The organism is Phaeobacter sp. PT47_59, from assembly GCF_028890025.1.
Classification (GTDB): domain Bacteria; phylum Pseudomonadota; class Alphaproteobacteria; order Rhodobacterales; family Rhodobacteraceae; genus Phycobacter.
The window spans coordinates 1-20,351 of record NZ_JARCJL010000022.1 but is presented as its reverse complement, the minus strand read 5'-3'; the positions used below and the strand labels follow the sequence as shown (position 1 = coordinate 20,351).

19 protein-coding genes and 1 tRNA gene are annotated in these 20,351 nt (G+C 60.5%); 12 read left to right on the top strand and 8 right to left on the bottom strand.

Translation table 11 applies throughout. The features are described from left to right. Positions 1-2: 2 nt before the first annotated feature. The 5 genes from PXK01_RS16980 to pcaC form a co-directional block, all read right to left on the bottom strand. Positions 3-935, bottom strand: a complete 933-nt coding sequence (locus PXK01_RS16980; protein ID WP_274861012.1) for a CehA/McbA family metallohydrolase — start codon at positions 933-935, stop codon at positions 3-5. Positions 936-1,276: 341 nt separating this feature from the next. Beyond that, positions 1,277-2,107: a 3-keto-5-aminohexanoate cleavage protein gene (locus PXK01_RS16975; RefSeq protein WP_274861011.1), complete on the bottom strand. Its 831-nt coding sequence runs from the start codon at positions 2,105-2,107 to the stop codon at positions 1,277-1,279. Between the two features lie 12 nt (positions 2,108-2,119). Then, positions 2,120-2,740, bottom strand: coding sequence for a protocatechuate 3,4-dioxygenase subunit alpha (gene pcaG, locus PXK01_RS16970; RefSeq protein ID WP_274849649.1), 621 nt, complete (start codon positions 2,738-2,740; stop codon positions 2,120-2,122). Continuing rightward, complete coding sequence (gene pcaH, locus PXK01_RS16965; RefSeq protein ID WP_274861010.1) at positions 2,740-3,480, bottom strand: protocatechuate 3,4-dioxygenase subunit beta; 741 nt, start codon at positions 3,478-3,480, stop codon at positions 2,740-2,742. The genes pcaG and pcaH overlap by 1 nt, the downstream gene beginning before the upstream one ends. A gap of 14 nt (positions 3,481-3,494) precedes the next feature. Continuing rightward, positions 3,495-3,899 (bottom strand): 4-carboxymuconolactone decarboxylase, encoded by a 405-nt coding sequence (pcaC, locus tag PXK01_RS16960; RefSeq protein WP_274849651.1) that lies wholly within the window; start codon positions 3,897-3,899, stop codon positions 3,495-3,497. Positions 3,900-3,991: 92 nt separating this feature from the next. On the opposite strand from pcaC, the gene pcaQ reads away from it, so the two are divergent. Continuing rightward, positions 3,992-4,906, top strand: a complete 915-nt coding sequence (pcaQ, locus tag PXK01_RS16955) for a pca operon transcription factor PcaQ (protein WP_274861009.1) — start codon at positions 3,992-3,994, stop codon at positions 4,904-4,906. 10 nt (positions 4,907-4,916) lie between these two features. Here the strand turns inward: pcaQ and PXK01_RS16950 are convergent, their stop codons facing one another. Continuing rightward, positions 4,917-5,531, bottom strand: coding sequence for a TetR/AcrR family transcriptional regulator (locus PXK01_RS16950; RefSeq protein ID WP_274861008.1), 615 nt, complete (start codon positions 5,529-5,531; stop codon positions 4,917-4,919). Between the two features lie 316 nt (positions 5,532-5,847). Between PXK01_RS16950 and PXK01_RS16945 the strand changes: the two genes are divergently transcribed. The 11 genes from PXK01_RS16945 to PXK01_RS16895 all read left to right on the top strand — a co-directional run bounded on the left by PXK01_RS16945 (position 5,848) and on the right by PXK01_RS16895 (position 19,040). Then, the gene (locus PXK01_RS16945) at positions 5,848-6,723 is read left to right on the top strand and encodes a branched-chain amino acid ABC transporter permease (RefSeq protein WP_274861007.1); all 876 of its coding nucleotides are present in this window, start codon (positions 5,848-5,850) and stop codon (positions 6,721-6,723) included. 4 nt (positions 6,724-6,727) lie between these two features. Further along, positions 6,728-7,813: a branched-chain amino acid ABC transporter permease gene (locus PXK01_RS16940; RefSeq protein WP_274849655.1), complete on the top strand. Its 1,086-nt coding sequence runs from the start codon at positions 6,728-6,730 to the stop codon at positions 7,811-7,813. Beyond that, positions 7,810-8,577: an ABC transporter ATP-binding protein gene (locus tag PXK01_RS16935; RefSeq protein ID WP_274849656.1), complete on the top strand. Its 768-nt coding sequence runs from the start codon at positions 7,810-7,812 to the stop codon at positions 8,575-8,577. The genes PXK01_RS16940 and PXK01_RS16935 overlap by 4 nt, the downstream gene beginning before the upstream one ends. After that, positions 8,577-9,350: an ABC transporter ATP-binding protein gene (locus PXK01_RS16930; RefSeq protein WP_274849657.1), complete on the top strand. Its 774-nt coding sequence runs from the start codon at positions 8,577-8,579 to the stop codon at positions 9,348-9,350. The genes PXK01_RS16935 and PXK01_RS16930 overlap by 1 nt, the downstream gene beginning before the upstream one ends. Positions 9,351-9,361: 11 nt before the next feature. After that, on the top strand, positions 9,362-11,257 hold the full coding sequence (locus PXK01_RS16925; RefSeq protein ID WP_446728462.1) for an AMP-dependent synthetase/ligase: 1,896 nt from the start codon (positions 9,362-9,364) through the stop codon (positions 11,255-11,257). A gap of 50 nt (positions 11,258-11,307) precedes the next feature. Next, positions 11,308-12,468, top strand: a complete 1,161-nt coding sequence (locus PXK01_RS16920) for an ABC transporter substrate-binding protein (protein ID WP_274849659.1) — start codon at positions 11,308-11,310, stop codon at positions 12,466-12,468. A 210-nt stretch (positions 12,469-12,678) separates the two neighbouring features. Continuing rightward, positions 12,679-13,608, top strand: a complete 930-nt coding sequence (locus PXK01_RS16915) for an MBL fold metallo-hydrolase (protein ID WP_274849660.1) — start codon at positions 12,679-12,681, stop codon at positions 13,606-13,608. A gap of 278 nt (positions 13,609-13,886) precedes the next feature. Continuing rightward, positions 13,887-15,545, top strand: coding sequence for a transcriptional regulator (locus tag PXK01_RS16910; protein WP_274849661.1), 1,659 nt, complete (start codon positions 13,887-13,889; stop codon positions 15,543-15,545). Positions 15,546-15,675: 130 nt separating this feature from the next. Continuing rightward, positions 15,676-16,680, top strand: a complete 1,005-nt coding sequence (locus PXK01_RS16905) for an NADPH:quinone reductase (RefSeq protein ID WP_274861005.1) — start codon at positions 15,676-15,678, stop codon at positions 16,678-16,680. Between the two features lie 104 nt (positions 16,681-16,784). Next, positions 16,785-16,859 (top strand) — tRNA-Gln (locus PXK01_RS16900). 6 nt (positions 16,860-16,865) lie between these two features. Then, positions 16,866-19,040: a tyrosine-type recombinase/integrase gene (locus PXK01_RS16895; RefSeq protein ID WP_274861003.1), complete on the top strand. Its 2,175-nt coding sequence runs from the start codon at positions 16,866-16,868 to the stop codon at positions 19,038-19,040. Positions 19,041-19,058: 18 nt separating this feature from the next. Here the strand turns inward: PXK01_RS16895 and PXK01_RS16890 are convergent, their stop codons facing one another. Both PXK01_RS16890 and PXK01_RS16885 read right to left on the bottom strand, forming a co-directional pair. Continuing rightward, on the bottom strand, positions 19,059-19,373 hold the full coding sequence (locus tag PXK01_RS16890) for a hypothetical protein (RefSeq protein WP_274861001.1): 315 nt from the start codon (positions 19,371-19,373) through the stop codon (positions 19,059-19,061). After that, positions 19,370-20,351: hypothetical protein (locus PXK01_RS16885; RefSeq protein WP_274861000.1), on the bottom strand; the 982-nt coding region annotated here is incomplete at its 5' end. The genes PXK01_RS16890 and PXK01_RS16885, both read right to left, overlap by 4 nt.

The window sequence follows — 20,351 nt, the reverse complement described above, 5'->3', positions numbered from 1 at the left end:
CGTCAGCCGTAGATCGGGTTTGCCATCGGATTGGACCAGGCGCGCTTGCCCGCGCGGTCGACCACCGTCACGCGCAGCCAGGGGCTGTTCTTGAGCCGTTCCAGCGGGATCCGCGCCTGGGTCAGCGCGGCGCCATGCGCGATCGCCGTTGCCGAACCATGGCCCTGAACCAGTACCGTGGTTGCAGCAGAACAGCTCACATCGACATGGCCGTCATTTAGGGCAACAGCCTTCAGATCCGGGCCCTGCGAGGCGTAGAAATGCCCGGCCTTCAGCGCCTCCAGCAGCAGGTCGGGCTCGTTGGCTTCGGCCTTGACCATGACCCAGCCGCCAAAGTGGTCGGGGCCTTTGAAGTGGGCGTCATCGGTGGCAATCAGGCTCAGATCCTGCCCGTCCGACAGCAGCAGATCGGCCATATGGCCCCCTTCGCCGCGATCGGTGCCGACGGCGCAGGTGTGGTTGTAGATCTCAACCGCATGGGCGGCGTCGATGCCGCGCGCATCGGCCGGCGTCATGCCCGACCAATGCGGATGGGCAATGGCGACAAAGGCCCCGGCATCGCGGGCGCGCCGGGCGATCTCCGGGCCGGTTTCCTGTCCCTCGACGGGGTGAAAGTCGGGGGAATGCGAGGGCGCGAAATCCGAAGGCAGGCCGACGGCAAGGATATGCCACAGCTCGCCGTTCTCCATGGCACCGGAATGCAGCTCGGCGCCGGGCAGGGTGGTGAACACCTCGTCCCGAAAGGAGGTCGTGTCGGTGATCGGATAGTCGAAACGGCCAACGAAATGATCGGTCAGCGCAATGAAGTCATAGCCTTCCGCCTTGTAGCGGCGGCAGACCTCGCCTGGATCCAGCACACCGTCGGACCGGTTTGAATGGCAATGCAGATTGCCACGATAGAATGCGCCGGGGGCGGCAAAGGCGGGGTGCAGCATGGGGATCTCCTGTCCGTGTTTCCCGGCCAGTAGCTGCTTTTGATGATGGTTCTGTGACAGGTGAAGCGGGCCACCCGGGGGCAGAGATCACAGCCCGTGAGGATGGAGGAGATCACGCGCGGCGAGGGGCTGTCGCTGACGCGGGGTCAGGCAGCGCCGAGGGAGGAGCGGCTCGAAACAGCCCCGCCGCGCGCAGCATCTACCTAGTCTTCCCTGCATGAACCGCAAGGGATAAAGGCTCAAAATGACGTAACGGCCCGCCCCGGAAACGGAGCAGGCCGTTACATATGCTTGTGCTCGGCCAGTATGGCCAGTGAACTCAACCAGGCCAGTCAGGCCAATCAGGCCGGGCGCAGGTCCAGGATCTCACGCGCCTGCTGCCATGTGGCGACGGGACGCTCGTATTTCTCGCAGAGCTCGACCGCGCGTTTGACCAGCGCCGCGTTCGACGGCGCCTTGGTGTTGCGGTCCAGGCGCAGGTTGTCCTCAAGTCCGGTGCGGGTGTGACCGCCTGCAGCAATGGCCCATTCATTGAGCACGATCTGACCCGGTCCGATCCCTGCACCGCACCATTCGGCATCGGGGGCAAGGCGCTTCACCGTCTGGACGTAGAAATCGAAGGTCTCCTTGTCCACCGGCATCGCGTTCTTCACGCCCATGACGAATTGCACATAGAGCTTGCCGGGAATGGCACCTTCACGGCTCATCTTCACCGCCTGGTGAATATGGCTGAGGTCGAAGGCCTCGATCTCGGGCTTCACCTCATAGCTGCGCATTTCCGAGGCGAGCCAATCGACCAGATCCGGCGGGTTCTCGTAGACGCGGGTGGGGAAGTTGTTCGACCCCACCGAGAGCGACGCCATATCGGGGCGCAGGGACAGCATGCCACCGCGCTCCTTGCCGGCGCCGGAGCGGCCGCCGGTCGACAGCTGCACGATCATGCCGGGGCAATGCTTGTTCAGACCTTCCAGGAGGCGGCCAAACTTTTCCGGGTCCGAGGTCGGCGTCTGATCGTCATTGCGCACGTGGCAATGGGCAATCGTCGCGCCCGCCTCGAAGGCCTCCTGGGTGCTTTCGATCTGCTCTTCGATGGTGATCGGCACCGCCGGGTTGTGTTCCTTGCGCGGCACCGAGCCGGTGATCGCCACGCAGATGATGCAGGGTTTGCTCAACGCTGTTGCTCCTCAGATGTCGAAGAATACGGTTTCATCTTCACCTTGCAGGCAAATGTCAAAACGATAAACCGTCTGACCATCCCGTTCGCTGCGCTTGGCGATCAAAGTTTCGCGACGTTTCTCCCATTCGATCACGTTGATGATCGGGTCAGAGGCATTGGCCTCGGCTTCATCTTCGAAATAAAGACGGGTGTTGAGGCCGATGTTGATGCCGCGCGCAACGATCCAGAGGTTGATATGCGGCGCCATCATCTGGCCGTTGCGGCCCATCACCGGGCCGGGCTTCACGGTCTCGAACGCCCATTCCCCGGTTTCGAAATCGGTGATCACACGGCCCCAGCCGCGAAAGCCTTCCTCGACCTCACCGCCATGTTCGGGATGCGCGTAGACCCCGGCGGAATTGGCCTGCCAGGCCTCCAGCAGCACGTCCTTCACCGGCGATCCGATGCCGTCGATGACAAGACCTTCGACCCGGATCCGCTCACCTGCGGCGTTGGGGCCCGCGATGTCCTGACCCAGTTCCTGATCGTAGATCTGGAAACCGGCGGCACCCGGTGCCAGGCCGATATGGACGTAGGGACCAGCGGTTTGCGAAGGGGTTTCCTTCAGGTAATCAAGCTGTTGTGGCATCAGTTCCCCTCCAGGCGGTTTTCGAACAGGGTCGAGCGGCGGCCGCGCAGCACGATGTCGAACTTATAGGCAATGGTATCCAGCGGAATGGTCGCGTTCATATCAAGGCGCGCGATCAGCTGCTCGATGGCGTCGGGGTCCGGGATGGTCGAGACGATCGGGCAGCTCTTGATCAGCGGATCGCCCTCGAAATAGAGCTGGGTGATCAGGCGCTGGGCAAAGGCGGAGCCAAAGACCGAGACGTGGATATGCGCCGGGCGCCAGTCGTTGACCCAGTTGCGCCAGGGATAGGCACCCGGTTTCACGGTGCGGAAGTAGTAGTAGCCGTTTTCATCCGTGATGGTCCGGCCGCAGCCGCCGAAGTTGGGGTCGATCGGCGCCAGATAGGTATCCTTCTTGTGGCGGTAGCGCCCACCTGCGTTGGCCTGCCAGATCTCCACCAGCGTATTGGGCACCGGGCGGGCGTTTTCATCCAGCACCCGGCCATGCACGATGATGCGCTCGCCAATCGGGCTTTCGCCGGGCTGGGCGTAGTTCGAGATCAGATCGTTGTCGGTGGGGGCAAGGTCATTGTGACCAAAGCGCGGGCCGGTGATCTCGCTCGGCGTGTTCTCCAGGCTGATCAGCGAGAACTTGGGCGAGCGCGCCACCGAGGTCTTGTAATCCTTGGCGTAGGCGGGCGGGTGCCAGCGGCGGTCGCGCTGGTAGTATTCCGCCATGTTCTGATTGGGTTTGGTCATGGTGGTTTTCCTCCTCAGGCCTTGGTCGCTTGGGATGCGGCTTCGGCATCCATCTCGGCGTAGGTTTGTTTCGCCAGTTTCAGCGCATGGTTGGCGCGGGGCACGCCCGCATAGATCGCCACATGCTGAAAGGCTTCGATCACATCCTGGCGGCTGGCGCCGGTGCGGGCGGTGGCGCGGATGTGCATCGGGATTTCCTCGAAATTACCCATTGCCGCCAGAAGCGCCAGCGTCAGCATCGACCGTTCGCGGCGGCTGATCCCGTCGGAGGCCCAGACAGTGCCCCAGGCGCCTTCGGTGATCAGGGTCTGAAAGGCCTCGTCCAGCTCGGTCTTGGCGGCTTCGGCGCGGTCCACATGGGCATCGCCCAGCACGGATCGGCGCACGCTCATGCCTTGGTCAAAGCGGCTCTCGCTCATCCCGTCCTCCTCGTTTGATCTACAGATACTATCACATATCAAAATAGGTCTGTATAATGCCATGAGTTGGATATTTTCATACCGGATATGATATGCGTTTATCTGCCCAGCTGAAGCTGCGCCACCTTGAGGTTTTCGTCGAGGTGGCCCGGCAGGAAAGCGTCACCCAGGCCGCCGAGGCGCTGGGCATGACCCAGCCTGCGGTGACCCGCACCCTGCGCGAGTTGGAGGGCGTGGTGGGCAAACCGCTGGTGGAGCGGCACGGGCGCGGCATTCGCCTCTCGGCCTATGGGGAGATGTTTCGCGATCATGCCGGGCGCAGCCTGGCGCTGGCGCGCGACGGGGTGGCGATGTTGCAGGGGTTGGACGCGGCCGAGGGGCCACGGGTCGCCATCGGGGCGCTGCCAACCGTGTCTGCCACGGTGGTGCCGGATGCGCTGGCACAGCTGCGCGCCGAGGGCAGCCACAGCCGCTTTTCGGTGGTGTCGGGTGACAACCGCTACCTGCTGGATCAGCTCAGGCGGGGCAATCTGGATGTGGTGGTGGGGCGGCTGCCCGCGCCGGATCACATGGTGGGGCTGGATTTCGATCCCCTGTTCCGGGAACGCGTGGTGGCGGTGGTGGCGCGGGATCACCCGCTTGCCGGGGCAGGGCCGCTGCCCGCAGAGGCCTTTGACAGCTATCCGGTGCTGATGCCTTCGGAAGGATCGATCATCCGCCCCCTGGTGGAGCGCATGTTCCTGGAGCAGGGGCTGACGGTGCCACGTTTTCCGATCGAGACGGTCTCGGCCACCTTCGGGCGCCGCTTCACGCTGTGCCATCAGGCGATCTGGATCATCAGCCACGGGGTTGTGCGCGCCGATCTGGAAGAGGGGGTCCTGGCGCTTTTGCCGCTCAATACCGACAGCACCCTTGGCCCCGTGGGGCTGTGTATCCGGAGCGAACATCAGCTTTCGGCGGCGGCAGCGCGATTCTGTTCCGCGCTGAGGGGCATCTGCGAAGGCTAGGGGATGGCTTTCAGGCGCGCAGGCTGGCAAGGGCCATATCGGCCAGATCATCCGCCACGGTGTTGCGAAAGCTCTCCTCGTTGCCCCGCCCCGGTTGATACCAGAAGACCGGTGAGTTCAGCGTCAGCATCAGCCCCGCAACCGTGATCCGCAGGGTGCGATCGGCAAAGGTGCCCGCTGCCATGCCGCGCGAGACCTGCGTCGCGAACAATTCGGTATACTGCCGCTGTTCGGCACGCACCTGGGCCAGCAGCCCCTGTTCGGCTGCTTTCGACGGGGTCTTGCCGCGGGCGCCGGTGAAAGTCTGGAGAATCACCTTGTGGTAGGGCAGGGAGCGCAGCACCTCCAGCACATGCGCCCGCGCCATGCGCCGCAGGCAGATTTCGGGGGCGAGGGAATCGTCGATGACCTTATGCACGGCCTCATAGGTAAACCGTGCTGCCCGGAGCTGAACCGCCGCCAGCAATGCGCCCTTCGAGGGAAAATGGTGATATATCCGTCCCTTGGTCGATCCCAGGCTGGCCGCGATATCATCGATCGAGGCCGCATCGGCCCCCAGTGTCATGAAACAAAGGGCTGCCGCATCCAGGATTTCGCTTTTTGAGGCGCTGATTTGCTCTAGCATGTTGCAAGGCCTGTTGTTGTTTCACTCGTGTCAAAGCGGCTGGCCGAGCCTGCTGTCCGTCCCCTGTGACGGCCCCACACCGGCAAAAATCGGGGGGCGCACATTAGGACGGCACTTGCTCAAAAAACAGCCGCTTTTTGCCATTCTGACGCTGGGTCTTACCAATTGACAGAGGAAAAACATACTCAGTAGTCTGTTTTGGACGCCAGAGGGTTGCGCCGCTTGAGGAGGCACCGCGCAAACCCAGTAAAATAGGCGCATTCGCCCGGCAATGTTCGGGTCAGAAACCGTCCATTCCGGGCGGGGGGAGGAAATTTTGGAAGTATTGCAGCTCCTGGTCAGCGGGCTTGCGAATGGCTGTGTCTACGGCCTGATCGCGCTCGGCTTCGTGCTGATCTACAAGGCCACAGAGGCGGTCAATTTCGCTCAGGGCGATTTCATGATGCTGGGGGCCTTTGTGACCCTTGGCCTCACCAATGCAGAGTATTTGGATCTGCCGTTCTGGATCGCGGCGCCGCTGGCGATCACGATCATGGCGGTTCTGGGATACCTGCTGGATTTCTTCATCCTGCGGCACCTGTTCGGGCAGAGTCAGACCGCAGTGGTCATCCTGACCATCGCGCTGGGCTTTGTGTTGCGCTTCGTCGCCGGGCTGATCTGGGGGCATGAGCCGCAGACGCTCGAAAGCCCCTTGGCACTGGGGGATGTGCAGCTGGGCGGCGTGGTGCTGGGCATGGCCGACGTGGCCGTGATCGTGGTGACCTTCCTGCTCACATGGTCGCTCTACCAGTTCTTCCAGCGCACCAAGCTGGGGCTGGCGATGCAGGCGGCCAGCCAGAACCAGATGGCGGCCTATTTCATGGGTATTCCGGTGCGCCGGGTGCAGGGGTTGATCTGGGGCCTGGCCGGGGCCACGGCGGCTGTGGCCGGGATCCTGTTTGCCTCCAAGGGCGCCATTGATCCGAATGCGGGTCTGTTGGGCATCAAGGCCTTTGCGGCGGCGGTCATCGGTGGCTTCGGCTCGCTTCCGGGCGCGCTTGCAGGTGGTCTCATCGTTGGTGTGATCGAACCCTTCGCGGCGCGCTACCTTGCGGCCGGCTACTCGCAGATCGCGCCCTATGCGCTGCTCCTCGCGGTGCTGGTGTTCCGCCCGCACGGGCTGTTCAGCCAGGTCCGAGTGAAGAAGGTCTGATCGCATGCGTATTCATTTCAAAACCACCTACGAACAGGATATCCGCCTGTTTCCCGATCTGTGGACGGCCTGCGTTTATGGCGCGCTGATTCTGCTGGCCTTTGCCCTGCCTTACCTGATCAACGAGTTCTATATCGGTGAGGTCACCAACGTCTTGATCTGGGCCATCGCCGGGCTGGGTCTGATGCTGCTGACCGGTCAGACCGGCCAGGCCAGCCTCGGCCATGCGGCCTTTCTCGCCATCGGCTGCTACACCAACACGATCCTGATCGAGCAGGGGCTGCCCTTTATCGTGGCCTTCCCGCTGGCGGGGATCATCACCGGCGTCGTCGGTGCCATCATCGCCATTCCGGCGCTGCGGCTGCATGGGATCTACCTGGCGATTGCGACTATCGCCCTGTCGATCCTGGCCGATGACATCATCGTGCTGCTGGAGCCCTGGACCGGCGGTGTCTCTGGCAAGTTCCCGGAAATGATCACCGTCTTCGGGTTGGAGATCGAGCGCTGGACCATGCCGACACGCTTCTACTACCTGGTTCTGGTCGTCACCATCATCTGCACGCTGTTCTACCGCAACCTGTTGCGCTCGCCCCTGGGCCGTGCCTTTGCGGCGGTGCGCGACAGTGAGGTCTCGGCCACCGCCATGGGCGTTCACATCGCTCGCACCAAGGCAACCGCCTTTGGCCTTTCCTGCATGATCACCGGCTGGGCCGGGGCCTTGATGGGCTACTATGCGGGCACCTTCAACAACGAGACCTTCTCGATCGTGATCTCCATCACCCTGTTGATGATGATCGTGATTGGCGGGCTGGGCTCCATCCATGGTGCCTTCTTTGGCGCGGTCGTGGTGGCCTTCCTGCCGCAGGGCCTGTCGATCCTGAAGGATGGTCTGATCGGCGGCGGCGTTGCCATTCCGGGTCTGGAAACGGGCGTCTTCGGGATGATCCTGATCCTGTTCATCCTGTTCGAACCCATGGGCATCTATGGCCGCTGGCTGAAGATCCGCATCTGGTTCGAGCTGTTCCCATTCGCGCGCAAGGACATGTTCCGCCGCCAGAAATCCTACCTGAAGACGGAGCGGTTGAGATGAGCCTTCTGGAAATCAAGAATGCCACGCTGAAATTCGGCGGGGTGGTGGCCGTGAACGATCTGTCCTTCTCGGTCGAAGAGGGCGAGGTCTATGCCATCGTCGGGCCGAACGGGGCCGGTAAATCCACCGTCTTCAACCTGATATCGCGCTTTTACGAACCTTTCGCGGGGCAGTTCACCTTCGACGGGCAGAACCTTCTGGACCGTGCGCCGGACGAGGTTGCCGATCTCGGCATCGCGCGCACCTTCCAGAACATCGAACTGTTCGAACATGCCACTGTCTTGCAGAACCTTCTGGTGGGGCGCCACCGCCATCGCAAGTCCACGCTGATCGAAGAGCTGTTCTTTGCGCCCCGCGTGCGCGCCGAGGAGCACCGCCACCGCGAGGCGGTTGAAGAGGTGATCGATTTCCTCGATCTGCAGCCCTACCGCAACAAGATGATCGCGGGCCTGCCTTACGGGGTGCGCAAGGTTGTGGAGTTGGGACGGGCGCTGGCCTCGGGGCCGCGGCTTTTGCTGCTGGACGAACCCGCATCGGGTCTTTCGGTGGAGGAAACGCAGGACATGCGCTGGTGGATCGATGATATCCGCAAACAGATGGGGATCACGGTATTGATGGTCGAACATGACATGGGGCTGGTGTCGGGCGTGTCCGACCGGGTTCTGGCCCTGGCCGATGGCGCGAAACTGGCCGAGGGCACCCCGGCAGAGGTGCAATCCAACCCGGCCGTGATCGAGGCCTATCTTGGTGCGGGGGCGGTCTGATGGGAGAGCCTTTGCTGGAAATCAAGAACCTCGAGAGCTTCTACGGGCCGATCATGGCGATCCGGGGCGTGTCGCTGAAGGTGGACAAGGGGCAGATCGTCACCGTTCTGGGCGCCAATGGCGCCGGGAAATCCACGCTGCTGAAGACGATCTCGGGCATCATGGACCCGGAAAAGGGTGAGGTGCTGTTCGGCGGTACGCCCATTCAGGGCGAAGAGCCGCATAAGATCGTCAGCCGCGGCATCGTGCATGTGCCCGAAGGGCGCGAGGTCTTCCCGCTATTGACGGTGAACGAGAATCTCAGCCTTGGCGCCTACACGCGCTCGGACAAAGCCGAGATCGAACGCGACCGGGAAATGGTGTTCGACTATTTCCCGATCTTGGCGGAACGGCGCGATCAGGAGGCGGGCACGCTGTCGGGTGGCCAGCAGCAGATGCTGGCGATCGGGCGCGGATTGATGCTGCGGCCCAAGATCATGCTGCTGGATGAGCCGAGCCTGGGTCTGTCGCCGCTCCTGGTGCAGGAGATCTTTGCCATCCTGCGCAGGCTCAATGCGGAAGAACATGTGACCATGATGCTGGTGGAACAGAACGCCCGCATCGCGCTGGACCTGGCCGATGTCGGCTATGTGATGGAGATCGGCCGCATCGTGATGGACGGCACCGCCGACCGGCTGATGCAGTCCGAGGATATCCAGTCCTTCTACCTGGGCCACCAGGAAGAAGGTCAGCGCGGCGAGAAGCGCTGGAAACGCAAGAAGACCTGGCGATAAAGGGGGAAGGGATGAACATGCAAAACCTTGGACAGACCACACACCCGCAGGTCGTCATCAACGGTGTCTCCTTCAATGCCGAACCGGGACAGCGCCCGGTCGTCGTGGATGGCTGCGATACCATCACCAAACTGTTCCAGCAGCGCTGCGAGGCGCAGGGACAGCGCACCGCTCACCGCGAAAAGGACATGGGCATCTGGAAGGCCTATTCCTGGCAGGACTACTGGGACCATGCCAAATGGATCGGCCTTGGCCTGATGTCGCTGGGCCTCAAGCGCGGCGAGGTGGTGTCGATCCTCAGCGAAGACCGGCGTGAATGGCTCTATTCCGACATGGGCGTGCAGGGGGTCGGGGGCATTGCCTCCGGTGTCTACACCACAGACTCGTCTTCACAGCTGGCCTATCTGATCAATGACAGCGACAGTCGCTTCCTGTTCGTCGAAAACGACGAGCAGCTGGACAAGTATCTGGAGATCGCAGATCAGGTGCCGGGGCTGTCGAAGGTCATCATCTACGAACGTGAAGGCCTGCACGATCTCAACCACGATCAATGCCTGTTCATCGAGGATCTCTATGAGCTGGGCAAGGCCTATGAGGTCCGCCACCCGGGCGTCTACGAGGCAGAGATCGCCAAGACGCGGCCCGAGGATACGGCGCTGTTGATCTACACCTCGGGCACCACTGGCATGCCCAAGGGGGCGATGCTGAGCAACGAGAATGTCTTGGCCTCGGTCGAGGCGGGCGCGCGGGCGCTGGAATTCACCGGCAATGACGAACAGCTCTGCTTCCTGCCGCTGTGCCATATTCTGGAGCGCAACGTGTCGGTCTATTTCCCGCTGGCCGCGACCAGCACGGTGAATTTCGCCGAAAGCCCGGAAACCGTGTTCGACAACATGCAGGAGGTGTCGCCTGCGACCTTCTTTGCGGTGCCGCGGGTGTGGGAAAAGGTCTATTCCCGCGTTCTGGTCCTTGCGCAGGAGGCGACCCCCATCGGGCGGCTGGCCTTCCACAAGGCGGTTCAGGCCGGGCGAAAACGGGCCGAATATGTGATGCATGGCAAGCCCGTGCCCTCAGGCGTGGCGGCCAATTATGCGATCTGGGATTTTCTGGTGCTGCGCAATCTGCGCCGGATGCTTGGCATGGACCGGATGCGCCGGGGCGGCACCGGGGCGGCGCCGATCTCGCCGGAGCTGCTGACCTGGTACTGGTCCATCGGTGTGCCACTGATCGAAGGCTACGGCATGACGGAAAACGCGGGCCTGTCCACGACCAATACATTCGTCTCCAATGCGCCAGGGACCGTTGGGCCGGCTGTTCCCGGCGTCAAGCTGCGCATTGCCGAGGATGGCGAGATCCAGACCATGGGCCTGAACAACTTCCAGGGCTACTGGCGCAACAACGAAAAGACCGCCGAGACCTTTACCGAGGATGGCTGGCTGCGCACCGGCGACGTCGGGCGGCTGGATGACCGGGGCAACCTGACCATCACCGGCCGGATCAAGGACATCATCATCACCGCAGGCGGCAAGAACATCACCCCGGCCGAGATCGAAAGCCGGTTGAAGTTCAGCCACTATATCTCGGATGCGGTGGTGATCGGCGATGCGCGCAAATATCTCACCTGTCTGATCATGATCGATCAGGAAAATGTTGAGAAATTCGCGCAGGACCGCAAGATACCTTTCAGCGACTTTGCATCGCTCTGTGCCGCGGAGGAGGTGGTGCAGTTGATCGGGGCAGAGGTCGAAGCGGTCAACAAGGAGTTCGCGCGGGTCGAACAGATCAAGGATTTCCGCCTGATCAACGTTTTGCTCACCGCTGAGGACGACGAGCTGACCGCAACGATGAAGCTGAAGCGCAGTTTCGTGGAGAAGAAGCACAAGGCACTTATCGACGACATGTACTGACGGCGCGCATGCAAAAGGACGCCGAACGCATATCCAGGGAGGAAGCGAAAATGAAGAAACTGACATCCGCGCTCAAAGTGACCGCGATGGCGCTTGCGGGCGCAACCGCCGCACAGGCCGAAACGCAAGGGGTTTCCGACACGGAAATCGTCATCGGTTCGGTCAACGATCTTAGCGGGATCTTTGCCGCGGTTGGTGTGCCGGCGGTCAATGGCGCCAACATGCGCTTTGATGAACTCAACGCCGCCGGCGGCGTGCACGGGCGCCAGATCAAGTTCGTGGTCGAGGACAACGGCTACCAGATCCCGCGCGCGATGCAGGGCTACAACAAGCTTTTGAACCGCGACAAGGCCTTTGCCATGCTGCTGTCGCTGGGCACGCCGATGAATGTGGCCGGCTTCAAGCTGATGGATCCCAAGGGCATCCCGAACCTCGGTCCGCTTTCGGCGGCGCGCCAGATGCTGCAAGATCCGATGGATAACAAATTCATTGGCTTTTCCAGCTATTATGATCAGGTGCAGGTGGGGGTGAAATACCTCGCAGGCGAGTTCGACGCCAAGGAAGTCTGCGCGATGTACATTCCTTCGGATTTCGGCAAGGAAATCCAGGAAAGCACCAAGGATATCACGGAAAGCCTTGGCCTGTCTTATGCGGCTGAAACCTCGCACAAGCCGGACGAGCTGGATTTCGTCGGCTCGCTCACCAAGCTGAAGTCGGCTGGCTGTGACGTCGTCACCATGGCGCTGGGTGTGCGTCAGGGCATCACCGTCGTCGGCACTGCCAAGAAGCTTGGCTGGACCGACGTGAAGTTCCTGAACACCTCCGCAGGCTTCCTTGACGTGGTTGCAGCGGTCCCGGGTGGCGTGACCGATGGTCTTTATGCAGCCTCCGGCTGGGTCAGCCTGGTCGCCCGCGCCGATGAACCGGTGCCGGCCGCCTTCATCAAGGCCTATGAAGAGAAGTTCGGCCAGCCCGCCGGTGGTTTTGCGATGCTGGGCTATTCTGCGGCCGACACGCTCATTCGCGCGGCAGAGGCGGCAGGCCGGGATCTGACCCACGAAAGCTTCATCAAGGGGATGGAGAGCCTGACCTATTTTGACGACCTGACCGACACCAATATCACCTATGCGGCGGATGATCACCGTGGCGCGGATGATATCGTGATCTCCATCGTCGAAAACGGCAAATGGAAAGAGCTGGCCCGCCAGTAAATCGCGGAAAACAGACGAAGACAGGGAAACCGGTGCGGTCTGGCGCGCCGGTTTTCTTTTTGCGGCGAGCAATGCAGGCCAGGCAGTTTCGGTTTTACTTTACACGGTCTGCCCTGGGCCTATATAAATTCAGGGAAGTGAATGTAATGCCCTGAGCTGGATAGTCTTAGGACCGCGACATTCGCCAAGGCCACAACATGCGGGAGCGGTATGATCATGAAACGGCGGGACTTTCTGAAACAAGCCGGTGCCGGTGCTGCGCTGGCAGGGATCTACCCCGGACTGGGGACTGCCGTTTCTGCCGGAACCGGTCCTTTGACCATTGGCTCGATGACCGTTCAGACCCTGTCGGATGGCAATCTGCTTCTGCCCAAGGGGTTTCTGTTCCCGGATCTGAGCGAGGAACAACTGGCACCGATCCTGACCCGCCACGGGCTGACCAAGGATCCATTGGAGCCACCGCTCAACGTGACCCTGCTGCGCAGTGAGGATCATGTGGTGCTGTTTGATGCAGGATCCGGGGCGGCCTTCCAGGACAGTGCCGGGGAACTGCCTGCGGCGCTGGATGCGGCAGGTCTCTCTCCCGAGGATGTGACACATGTCGTCTTCACCCATGGTCATCCGGACCATCTGTGGGGCGTCTTGGATGATTTCGACGACCCGCTGTTTGCCAATGCCGAACATATGATTGGACAGCAGGAGTGGGATTACTGGTTCGATGCCGGTCTGATCGATTCCATCGGGGATGAACGCGCGACGATGGCCGCTGGCGCATATCGCCGGATGGAGATCCTGGAAGATCAGATCACCCGTTTCAAGGATGGTGAGGAAATTCTGCCCGGCGTTGCGGCGCGGGCGACCTTCGGTCATACGCCGGGGCATATGTCCTTCGAGCTCCGTTCGGGCAGCGAGAGCGTGATGGTGTTGGGCGATGCCATCGGCAATCATCACGTGAGCTTTGCCGAACCGTCTTGGCATGTGGGGACAGACCACGATCCGCAGGTCGCTGCGGCCACACGGGTGAGGCTTCTTGACCAACTGGCACAGGAACAGACGCGCGTTATCGGCTATCATCTGCCCGACGGGGGCTTGGGACAGGTCGAGCGCAGCGGTGACAGTTACAGGTTTGTTCCGCTCTGACTTTTTGGCAGAACTTAATTTATAGTTTTGGAAGATTATGTCGCTCCGTGGTGTTCCTGGCGCCATTTAAGGATCATATTTAGACTTCAGGGGGAGGTCAGGCTGTTCGGCTTGGCGCTGCCCTGCATTTTGCTCAATCTTTGATTGCAAAACCATCAGCTTAAGGAGTTAATCAATCCATTAATTGTTTTCATTTTTTGAAAATATACGTTTTTACTACATCTTTGCGTAAAATTGCTGTAATTTGACCTTACGATCACGGTTGATTGGGTGAAATTATGAGTATTTCGATCAGGTTAAATCAGTTCGGCGCGTTTGGTGTGTTTCGTGCCGATGGGAGCAGTGTCCCCTTGGGGGCCAAGCACCAGGCGCTTCTTGCCTTATTGTCCACCTCGGGGTCCGGCATCAGGACGCGCGCCTTTCTCGAACACACCCTGTGGGGATTGGCTCAACCTGAACAGGCAAAAGCCAGCCTGCGCACGGCGCTCTCCACATTGAAGCGACATTTGGGGCCCGAGGCGGCCAAGGCCATTACGGCCAACCGCGAACGCGTGACCCTGGATCTCTCGCGGGTTCAGTTCATCGAACCGGAAGCCAACGCGGAATTCATGGAAGGGTTCGAACTGCCCCACGAAACCCGCTTTGAAAACTGGCTGGCGCAGATGCGGGCCGATTTCGAAGCCAAGCAGACCGACCACTACGAGGGCGCCAAGGCGCCGCAGGGCCGAGTGCTGCATGACGATCTTCTGCCGCCGATCGCGGTGCTCCCCTTTGTGCAACACACCCCGGGCGAGGATACCTCGCCGCTGGGATCCTTGTTGTCGGAGGAATTGTCCCGGTGCCTGGCGCGCAGCCAGGCCTTCACGGTGACCTCCTATCTGGCGTCTCGGCAGTTTGATCCGATCCGCATTCGTCCCTCCGAAGTGTCATCGGTGGCGGGGGTGAAATACCTGGTGTCCGGTGTCGTTCATGTGCGCGGTCAAAAGATGATCGCGGACATCGAATTGCACGATGCGGTGCGCGAAAAGGTGATCTGGTCCCGGAGTTTCGAAGGGCCTCTGGCGGATCTGATGACCGGCCAGAGCGAGGCGCTGCGCGATGCGACGCGTCAGATCGGCCAGACCCTGGTGGGGGAGGCGGTGCGCCTCGCGGGTTTCCGACCCTTGGCAAGCCTGGAGGGGCATACACTTCTCATGGCGGCGATCTCCCTGATGCAGGACATGAATCCGGCATCCTTTGAAAAGGCGCGCGAGATCCTGAACGTGCTTCTGGGGCGGGAACCCCGCCATCCGCTGGCGTTGACCTGGATGGGGTTCTGGCATGTGCTGAGGGTGCAGAAAGGCCTGTCGACCGACCGGCAGCTGGATACCCATCTGGCAAGCCAGTTGGCAGCCTCGGCACTGGACGCCGATCCGGCCTTCTCCCTTGCCCATACGTTGAAGGGGGTGATTTCCAGCCACTTGTTGTTCCACTTCGATCTGGCGCAAAACGAATACGACCTGGCCCTGAAGGACAACCCGAACGAGGCATTGGCGGTGCTGCTCAAAGGGGCCACGCGGGCCTATCAGGACCGACCGGAAGAGGCGGTCAAGCTGACCGATGCCGCCCGCCGCCTGTCTCCGCTCGGTCCGCAACGCTATTACTTCGATGCAGAATCCGCGATTGCCAACCTGACTGCGCGCAATTACGGCCGGGCCATCGAACTGGCTGATCGGTCGCTGCAGGCCAACGCCAGCTATCCAACCAGCCTGCGGGCCAAGGCGATTGCCCTCGAAATGTCCGGGCGCGGTGCCGAAGCGCGCGAGACGGTTCAGGATCTGCTCGCCGTGGCCCCCGCCTTCAGCCTGTCCAAATACCGCTCCGAATACCCGGGCGCTGTCGGCCGAGTGGGCGAAGAATGGGCGGATGCGTTGAAACGGGCTGGAGTACCCGACTAACCGCGGCTTTGGCAGTCTGTGGTTCATAAGCCGGGGCGCGAAACATCTTGCACCCAGGCGTTGCTTTGGCGTTCTCTGTGCGCGTTGCCCCGATGTGGGCTGAGGCAAAGAGAGAAGAGGGAGCGCCCCCATGAAAGCTGTCGTATATCGCGCCTTTGGAACCGCAGAGGATGTCCTGTCACTGGAAGCGCTGGCGTCCCCCAGCCTCGCCCCCGGAGAGGTGCGGGTCGAGCTTGCCTTTTCCGGGGTAAACCCGTCGGATGTGAAGGCGCGTGCAGGGGCGCGGGCAGGGGTGACGGAGCTGCCCTTCCCCGCGATTGTTCCGCATAGCGATGGCGCCGGGGTGATCCGCGAGGTGGGCGAGGGTGTGGATCCGGCGCGGATCGGCGAGCGTGTGTGGATCTGGAACGGGCAATGGCAGCGCGCCTTTGGCACCGCAGCAACCGAGATCTGCCTGCCGCAGGAACAGGCCGTCCCGCTGCCTGAGGGTGTCAGCCTGGAAACCGGCGCTGTCCTTGGCATACCGGGGCTGACCGCCTGTCATACGGTGTTCTCCGGCGGCGAGGTGGCGGGAAAGACGGTCCTCGTTCAGGGCGGTGCTGGAACGGTGGGGTTTCTTGCGGTGCAACTGGCCAAATGGGGTGGGGCACGGGTGATCGCCACCTGCGCCCCTGCCGCGATGGATCGTGTCCTTGCCGCAGGCGCCGATGTGGTGCTTGACTATGCGGCTTCGGATCTTGCCGAGCAGATCCTGGCGGCAAACCAGGGGCAGCCGGTCGATCTGATCGTCGAGGTGGAGTTCGGCGTCAATGCAGAGGTCGATACCACCGTCATCGCCCCCAATGGCCGGATCACCGCCTATGGGTCCGCGAAGGCCATGCAACCGGTGCTGCCCTTCTACCCGCTGATGTTCAAGGCCGTGACGCTTGAGATGGCCCTGATTTACCTCCTGACCGCGCCGCAACGGCAGGCCACAGTGGCGCGTCTCACCCGCGCCCTGGAGGAGGGTGCCCTGTCTGTTCCGATCGAAAAGGTGTTCCCGATGGATCAAGCCGCCGCGGCCCACAAGGCGGTGGAAGGCGGCGCTCGCAGCGGTGCGGTACTGCTGCAAATCTCAGAGATCTCAATGAATTAACCCTTTCGAAACCGGAGGACGGTGCAAGGCGAAAAAACCTGTCCAGATTTTTTCAAAAACCCCTTGCGCCGCTTTCGAACTCGCTTTAGAAGGCCGTTCACCGATGGGGTGTAGCCAAGTGGTAAGGCAGCGGTTTTTGGTACCGTGTATCGTAGGTTCGAATCCTACCACCCCAGCCACTTTCCATGAAAAACTCAATAAAATCAGTAGATCAGCTTCGAGTTGAGGCTGTGGCCATCGCGTTGCTTTTGCGCGAGAGCCCGGTTGCGAACGTCGACAGCAGCCCTTTGAGGAAGCCTGCGAAGCTATCAAACCAGCATTCAAACTCGTTTCCGTCTGAACACAACGAGACTCACGTCCTTCCAACACTTGCATCGGAGACCCGCGATCCGGTGCCCGAGGAAGGAGATAGAAAGATTTTCGTTGAACCCACTACGCCCGCTATGCCTGAAGCCGTCCACGCCATTTCGCGTGAGATTGTTCGAAGCCATTTCGAACAGTTGCTTGGCAACCTGTCCAACCCCGCCTTCGATGCCGAGGCGCGAATCTCGCATTTGGGTTCTGAACTGGACTTGCTCCAGACGGAGCTGAAGGGCAGAGACTTTTCGCAGCCCATGCGACTGGCAAAAGAAGTCGCAGTCCGGATTGGAGAAAAACCTGCGAATCCAATGGATGCTGGAGCGGCAAGGCAGTTTGCGACAACCCTGAAAGCAGCCTGGAAAGCAGAGCTCACTGTGTTGGAAGAATTTGAGGATCCGTTGTCTGTAGCGGGCACGCTCTTTGAGCGCTTCCATATTGTTCCGCAGGGTGGGCAAATTCCGCCGTTCGTGTCGATTGCCAAAGCCATGGAGATTGCGAAGCAAGGAAAGACTGAAGAGATGTGCCGTAAATTGGATGCGACCGGCAGGCTATTGCTGGAGTTTTTCGGGAATATTTCCCTGGAGCAGGTGCCTCGGCGTGTCGTGGAATTCTGCCGCTTTCTACATCGACTGCCGCGAGATCACGGTCAAAAGCACGGGAAAAACCGCCACAAGCAAGAAGGCGAAACCCCGCTAAAACGCGATTTGATCGCTGAGGCGGATGCACACGACGCTGAGTGTTATGCAAGGGTTCGCGCAATCCCAGATACCAGCGAACGTCAGCAACTGGCAAAGCTTCCGGACATGCTCTCAATCCGCATGACTCAGACCAACATGGAGCGCCACCTGGATCGCATCCATGACATTCTTCGCGCTGCGGCCAAGGGTCTTGGCTACTCGGGCGAAACAAAGGCCCTGACATATGCCAGCCTCGCCCAGGAAATGAAGGCCTACAATGAGCAACTGCGAAAATCAGAACCCCTATTTCTTCGCATGACGCGCCCGAAAATTCGTTCTCGTTGGAGCGGTGTGCGCGTGAAGAAACTGCTAACGTCGCCGATTTATCGAGGATGTTTCAGCACGGCCCGGCGTACGCGCAGCGGGAAAAAGATCATCCGAGACGCCATCTACTGGGTGCCTTTGATCATCATGACAATGGGTACACGCCTTACCGAGGTACTGCAGCTCAAAGCAGGTGATCTGATCTGGCATGAGGATGGAACTTTTTGCCTGCGCTTTGCATGGTCCGTAGAGCAAGACGGCAAAACCGTGCCAAGCCGGCGTGTGGTTCCCATTCCCCAGGTCCTGCTTGAGCTCGGGTTGGTAGAATGGATCAAAAAGAAGGGTGCTGACGCCAGCAATCTTCTGTTTCCAGAGATTTTCAAAAGAAACCCCAAACACACCGACCAGACATTCACAAAAAGATTCTGGACCGTTCGTAAAAACCTTGGACTTTTGGATCACAGCGAAGACTTCTATGCACTCCGCATGTCCTTGTCTTCGGCGCTATGGCGCGCCGGGGTAAGCGAGTCTGACCGCCAGATGATAATCGGCCACACTTCCAAGACAACTATTGGAAAGCACTACACATATGCGGACATGAAGAAACTGAAAGAGATGCTCGACCTCGCCGACTTTAAGCTGAAAATCTTTCAATCTCGGGTCCATGGATTTCCCACAATCGGCGACTGCGGGCTGATCTCAGGTCACCCTGCAAATGTTGAGATCGTTCTGGATGGAGAGGGAGCGGTAGGAGCGGTGCGTGTGGTGCGAGAAACAGATGGTAAGCAGCTGGCGGCAGCCTATGTAGTCACTTCGGCAGGTCTGAGCTCGCCAAAGTGGAAGGACCTTGATCGTGTTGACCGTGATCGGGCCGCGCAGGTGATACATGATCTGACGGCGGAATTCGCTCTGATCCCTCCAGGCAACACTGCACATGCCGAAGCGTTTGAGCAATTCATGGCTTTTGGAAAGCCGATCGCAGAAGATACCGTTATCTGATCGTTCCTGCGCCTTGGTCTATTTGACCAGGGCGCTCACCTTCTTCTCTCGATCAATCGCCAGCGGAACCGAAATTGCCTTTCGTATGGCACGATCCCGGAGCCAAGCCAGTTCTTCATCCTGTGCCGGGTATTCTTCACGGCCAATCCAGATAGCTTCTGCCCCGACCTCCTTCGCCCGAGCGTTCGGCATGAGTTTCCGGATTTCACGATAGAGCGCCAACGCTGCTCTTTGCGATGACGATTTCTTTGGGTCTCTCTCCTTCAGTATGACTTCCAATGCTAATTTCATCTCCGCAGTATATGTCACCGGGTCGATTTTCCTGCCTCTCATCTGCTTTCATCTCCTTCTGCTGCTTTGAATGCTTCGTCTACGATCCGTAGCGTCTTTGCCGCCCGCGCCAGTTTCGGGCTGGAGGGCGCACCGCTGGGGCGCTTCAGAATGCCCAACAGCCCCTTCAGCTTCTCTGCCCTTGCCTGATCACCCTGCCGCCCTGCGAGCCGCTGCGCCTCGATGAGAACCGGTGTCGCTTCCGCTCTTTCGACGGCAAATGCCTTCAGGTCTTGGGCGAGTTTCGCAGCCTTGGCGTCATTGCGTCTCCGCGCAGCCTGATCTGCCTTGAGGAGGCTTCTGGCGTTATCTTGCAGCCTTTTGCGGTCTCTCCGCAGGGCAAGCACTTCTGGCTCCAGCCTGTCTTTAGTGGTTGTCTTCTTGCGCTCTGGAGGCAAGACACCTTCAAGGCCCATCCTGTCGCGCAGATGCTCGTAGAACGCATCCTGCAGCGCTGATCCTTGCGAGCGCCGATCATCTCTGCCGAAACGCCGCACTGCTTCAGCCTTCGTGAACTTCGATACACTTGCCTTCCTCGCCGTGCGCCCGTCTTTGTATCGAAATTCGTATCGCGGGAGCAGGAAAGCATCGACTGTGTGTCGGCCCTTCTCATCACGATCCAGGCGTGCGGCAAAAACCGCATCTCCACCGTGAAACCCGTTGAGGAACTCGACGGCGTGATCGAGCATCGCCCGTTGATCTTTTTGACTGGCACCATCCAATAGGCCTGTCGGGAATTGAACGAGCGCATGGAGACATGCCGACCGGCCCGATTGCTTGACTCCCTGCATGTGCATCTTGCGAGCTTCTACGAGGTCAAGCGAGCCAAATACCAGGGGAGCTTCATCTCGCACCCGGCGACGCTGGCCGCTGGCGTCCTCGCGCTTACCGTGCCTTTCCATATTAGGGTCAGGATGCATTGATTTTCCGAGCGCTGCGTGATTCACGGATCCGAAAACGGAGCGGTGACATGAGCAATCT

Bases quoted from the DNA above. Each gene is read 5' to 3' on its own strand.
- PXK01_RS16920 (WP_274849659.1), top strand. From the start codon at position 11,308: ATGAAGAAACTGACATCCGCGCTCAAAGTGACCGCGATGGCGCTTGCG.
- pcaC (WP_274849651.1), bottom strand. From the start codon at position 3,899: ATGAGCGAGAGCCGCTTTGACCAAGGCATGAGCGTGCGCCGATCCGTG.
- PXK01_RS16980 (WP_274861012.1), bottom strand. From the start codon at position 935: ATGCTGCACCCCGCCTTTGCCGCCCCCGGCGCATTCTATCGTGGCAAT.
- PXK01_RS16940 (WP_274849655.1), top strand. From the start codon at position 6,728: ATGCGTATTCATTTCAAAACCACCTACGAACAGGATATCCGCCTGTTT.
- pcaQ (WP_274861009.1), top strand. From the start codon at position 3,992: ATGCGTTTATCTGCCCAGCTGAAGCTGCGCCACCTTGAGGTTTTCGTC.
- PXK01_RS16890 (WP_274861001.1), bottom strand. From the start codon at position 19,373: ATGAGAGGCAGGAAAATCGACCCGGTGACATATACTGCGGAGATGAAA.
- PXK01_RS16950 (WP_274861008.1), bottom strand. From the start codon at position 5,531: ATGCTAGAGCAAATCAGCGCCTCAAAAAGCGAAATCCTGGATGCGGCA.
- pcaH (WP_274861010.1), bottom strand. From the start codon at position 3,480: ATGACCAAACCCAATCAGAACATGGCGGAATACTACCAGCGCGACCGC.
- PXK01_RS16910 (WP_274849661.1), top strand. From the start codon at position 13,887: ATGAGTATTTCGATCAGGTTAAATCAGTTCGGCGCGTTTGGTGTGTTT.
- PXK01_RS16905 (WP_274861005.1), top strand. From the start codon at position 15,676: ATGAAAGCTGTCGTATATCGCGCCTTTGGAACCGCAGAGGATGTCCTG.
- PXK01_RS16930 (WP_274849657.1), top strand. From the start codon at position 8,577: ATGGGAGAGCCTTTGCTGGAAATCAAGAACCTCGAGAGCTTCTACGGG.
- PXK01_RS16925 (WP_446728462.1), top strand. From the start codon at position 9,362: ATGAACATGCAAAACCTTGGACAGACCACACACCCGCAGGTCGTCATC.
- PXK01_RS16915 (WP_274849660.1), top strand. From the start codon at position 12,679: ATGATCATGAAACGGCGGGACTTTCTGAAACAAGCCGGTGCCGGTGCT.
- PXK01_RS16895 (WP_274861003.1), top strand. From the start codon at position 16,866: ATGAAAAACTCAATAAAATCAGTAGATCAGCTTCGAGTTGAGGCTGTG.
- pcaG (WP_274849649.1), bottom strand. From the start codon at position 2,740: ATGCCACAACAGCTTGATTACCTGAAGGAAACCCCTTCGCAAACCGCT.
- PXK01_RS16935 (WP_274849656.1), top strand. From the start codon at position 7,810: ATGAGCCTTCTGGAAATCAAGAATGCCACGCTGAAATTCGGCGGGGTG.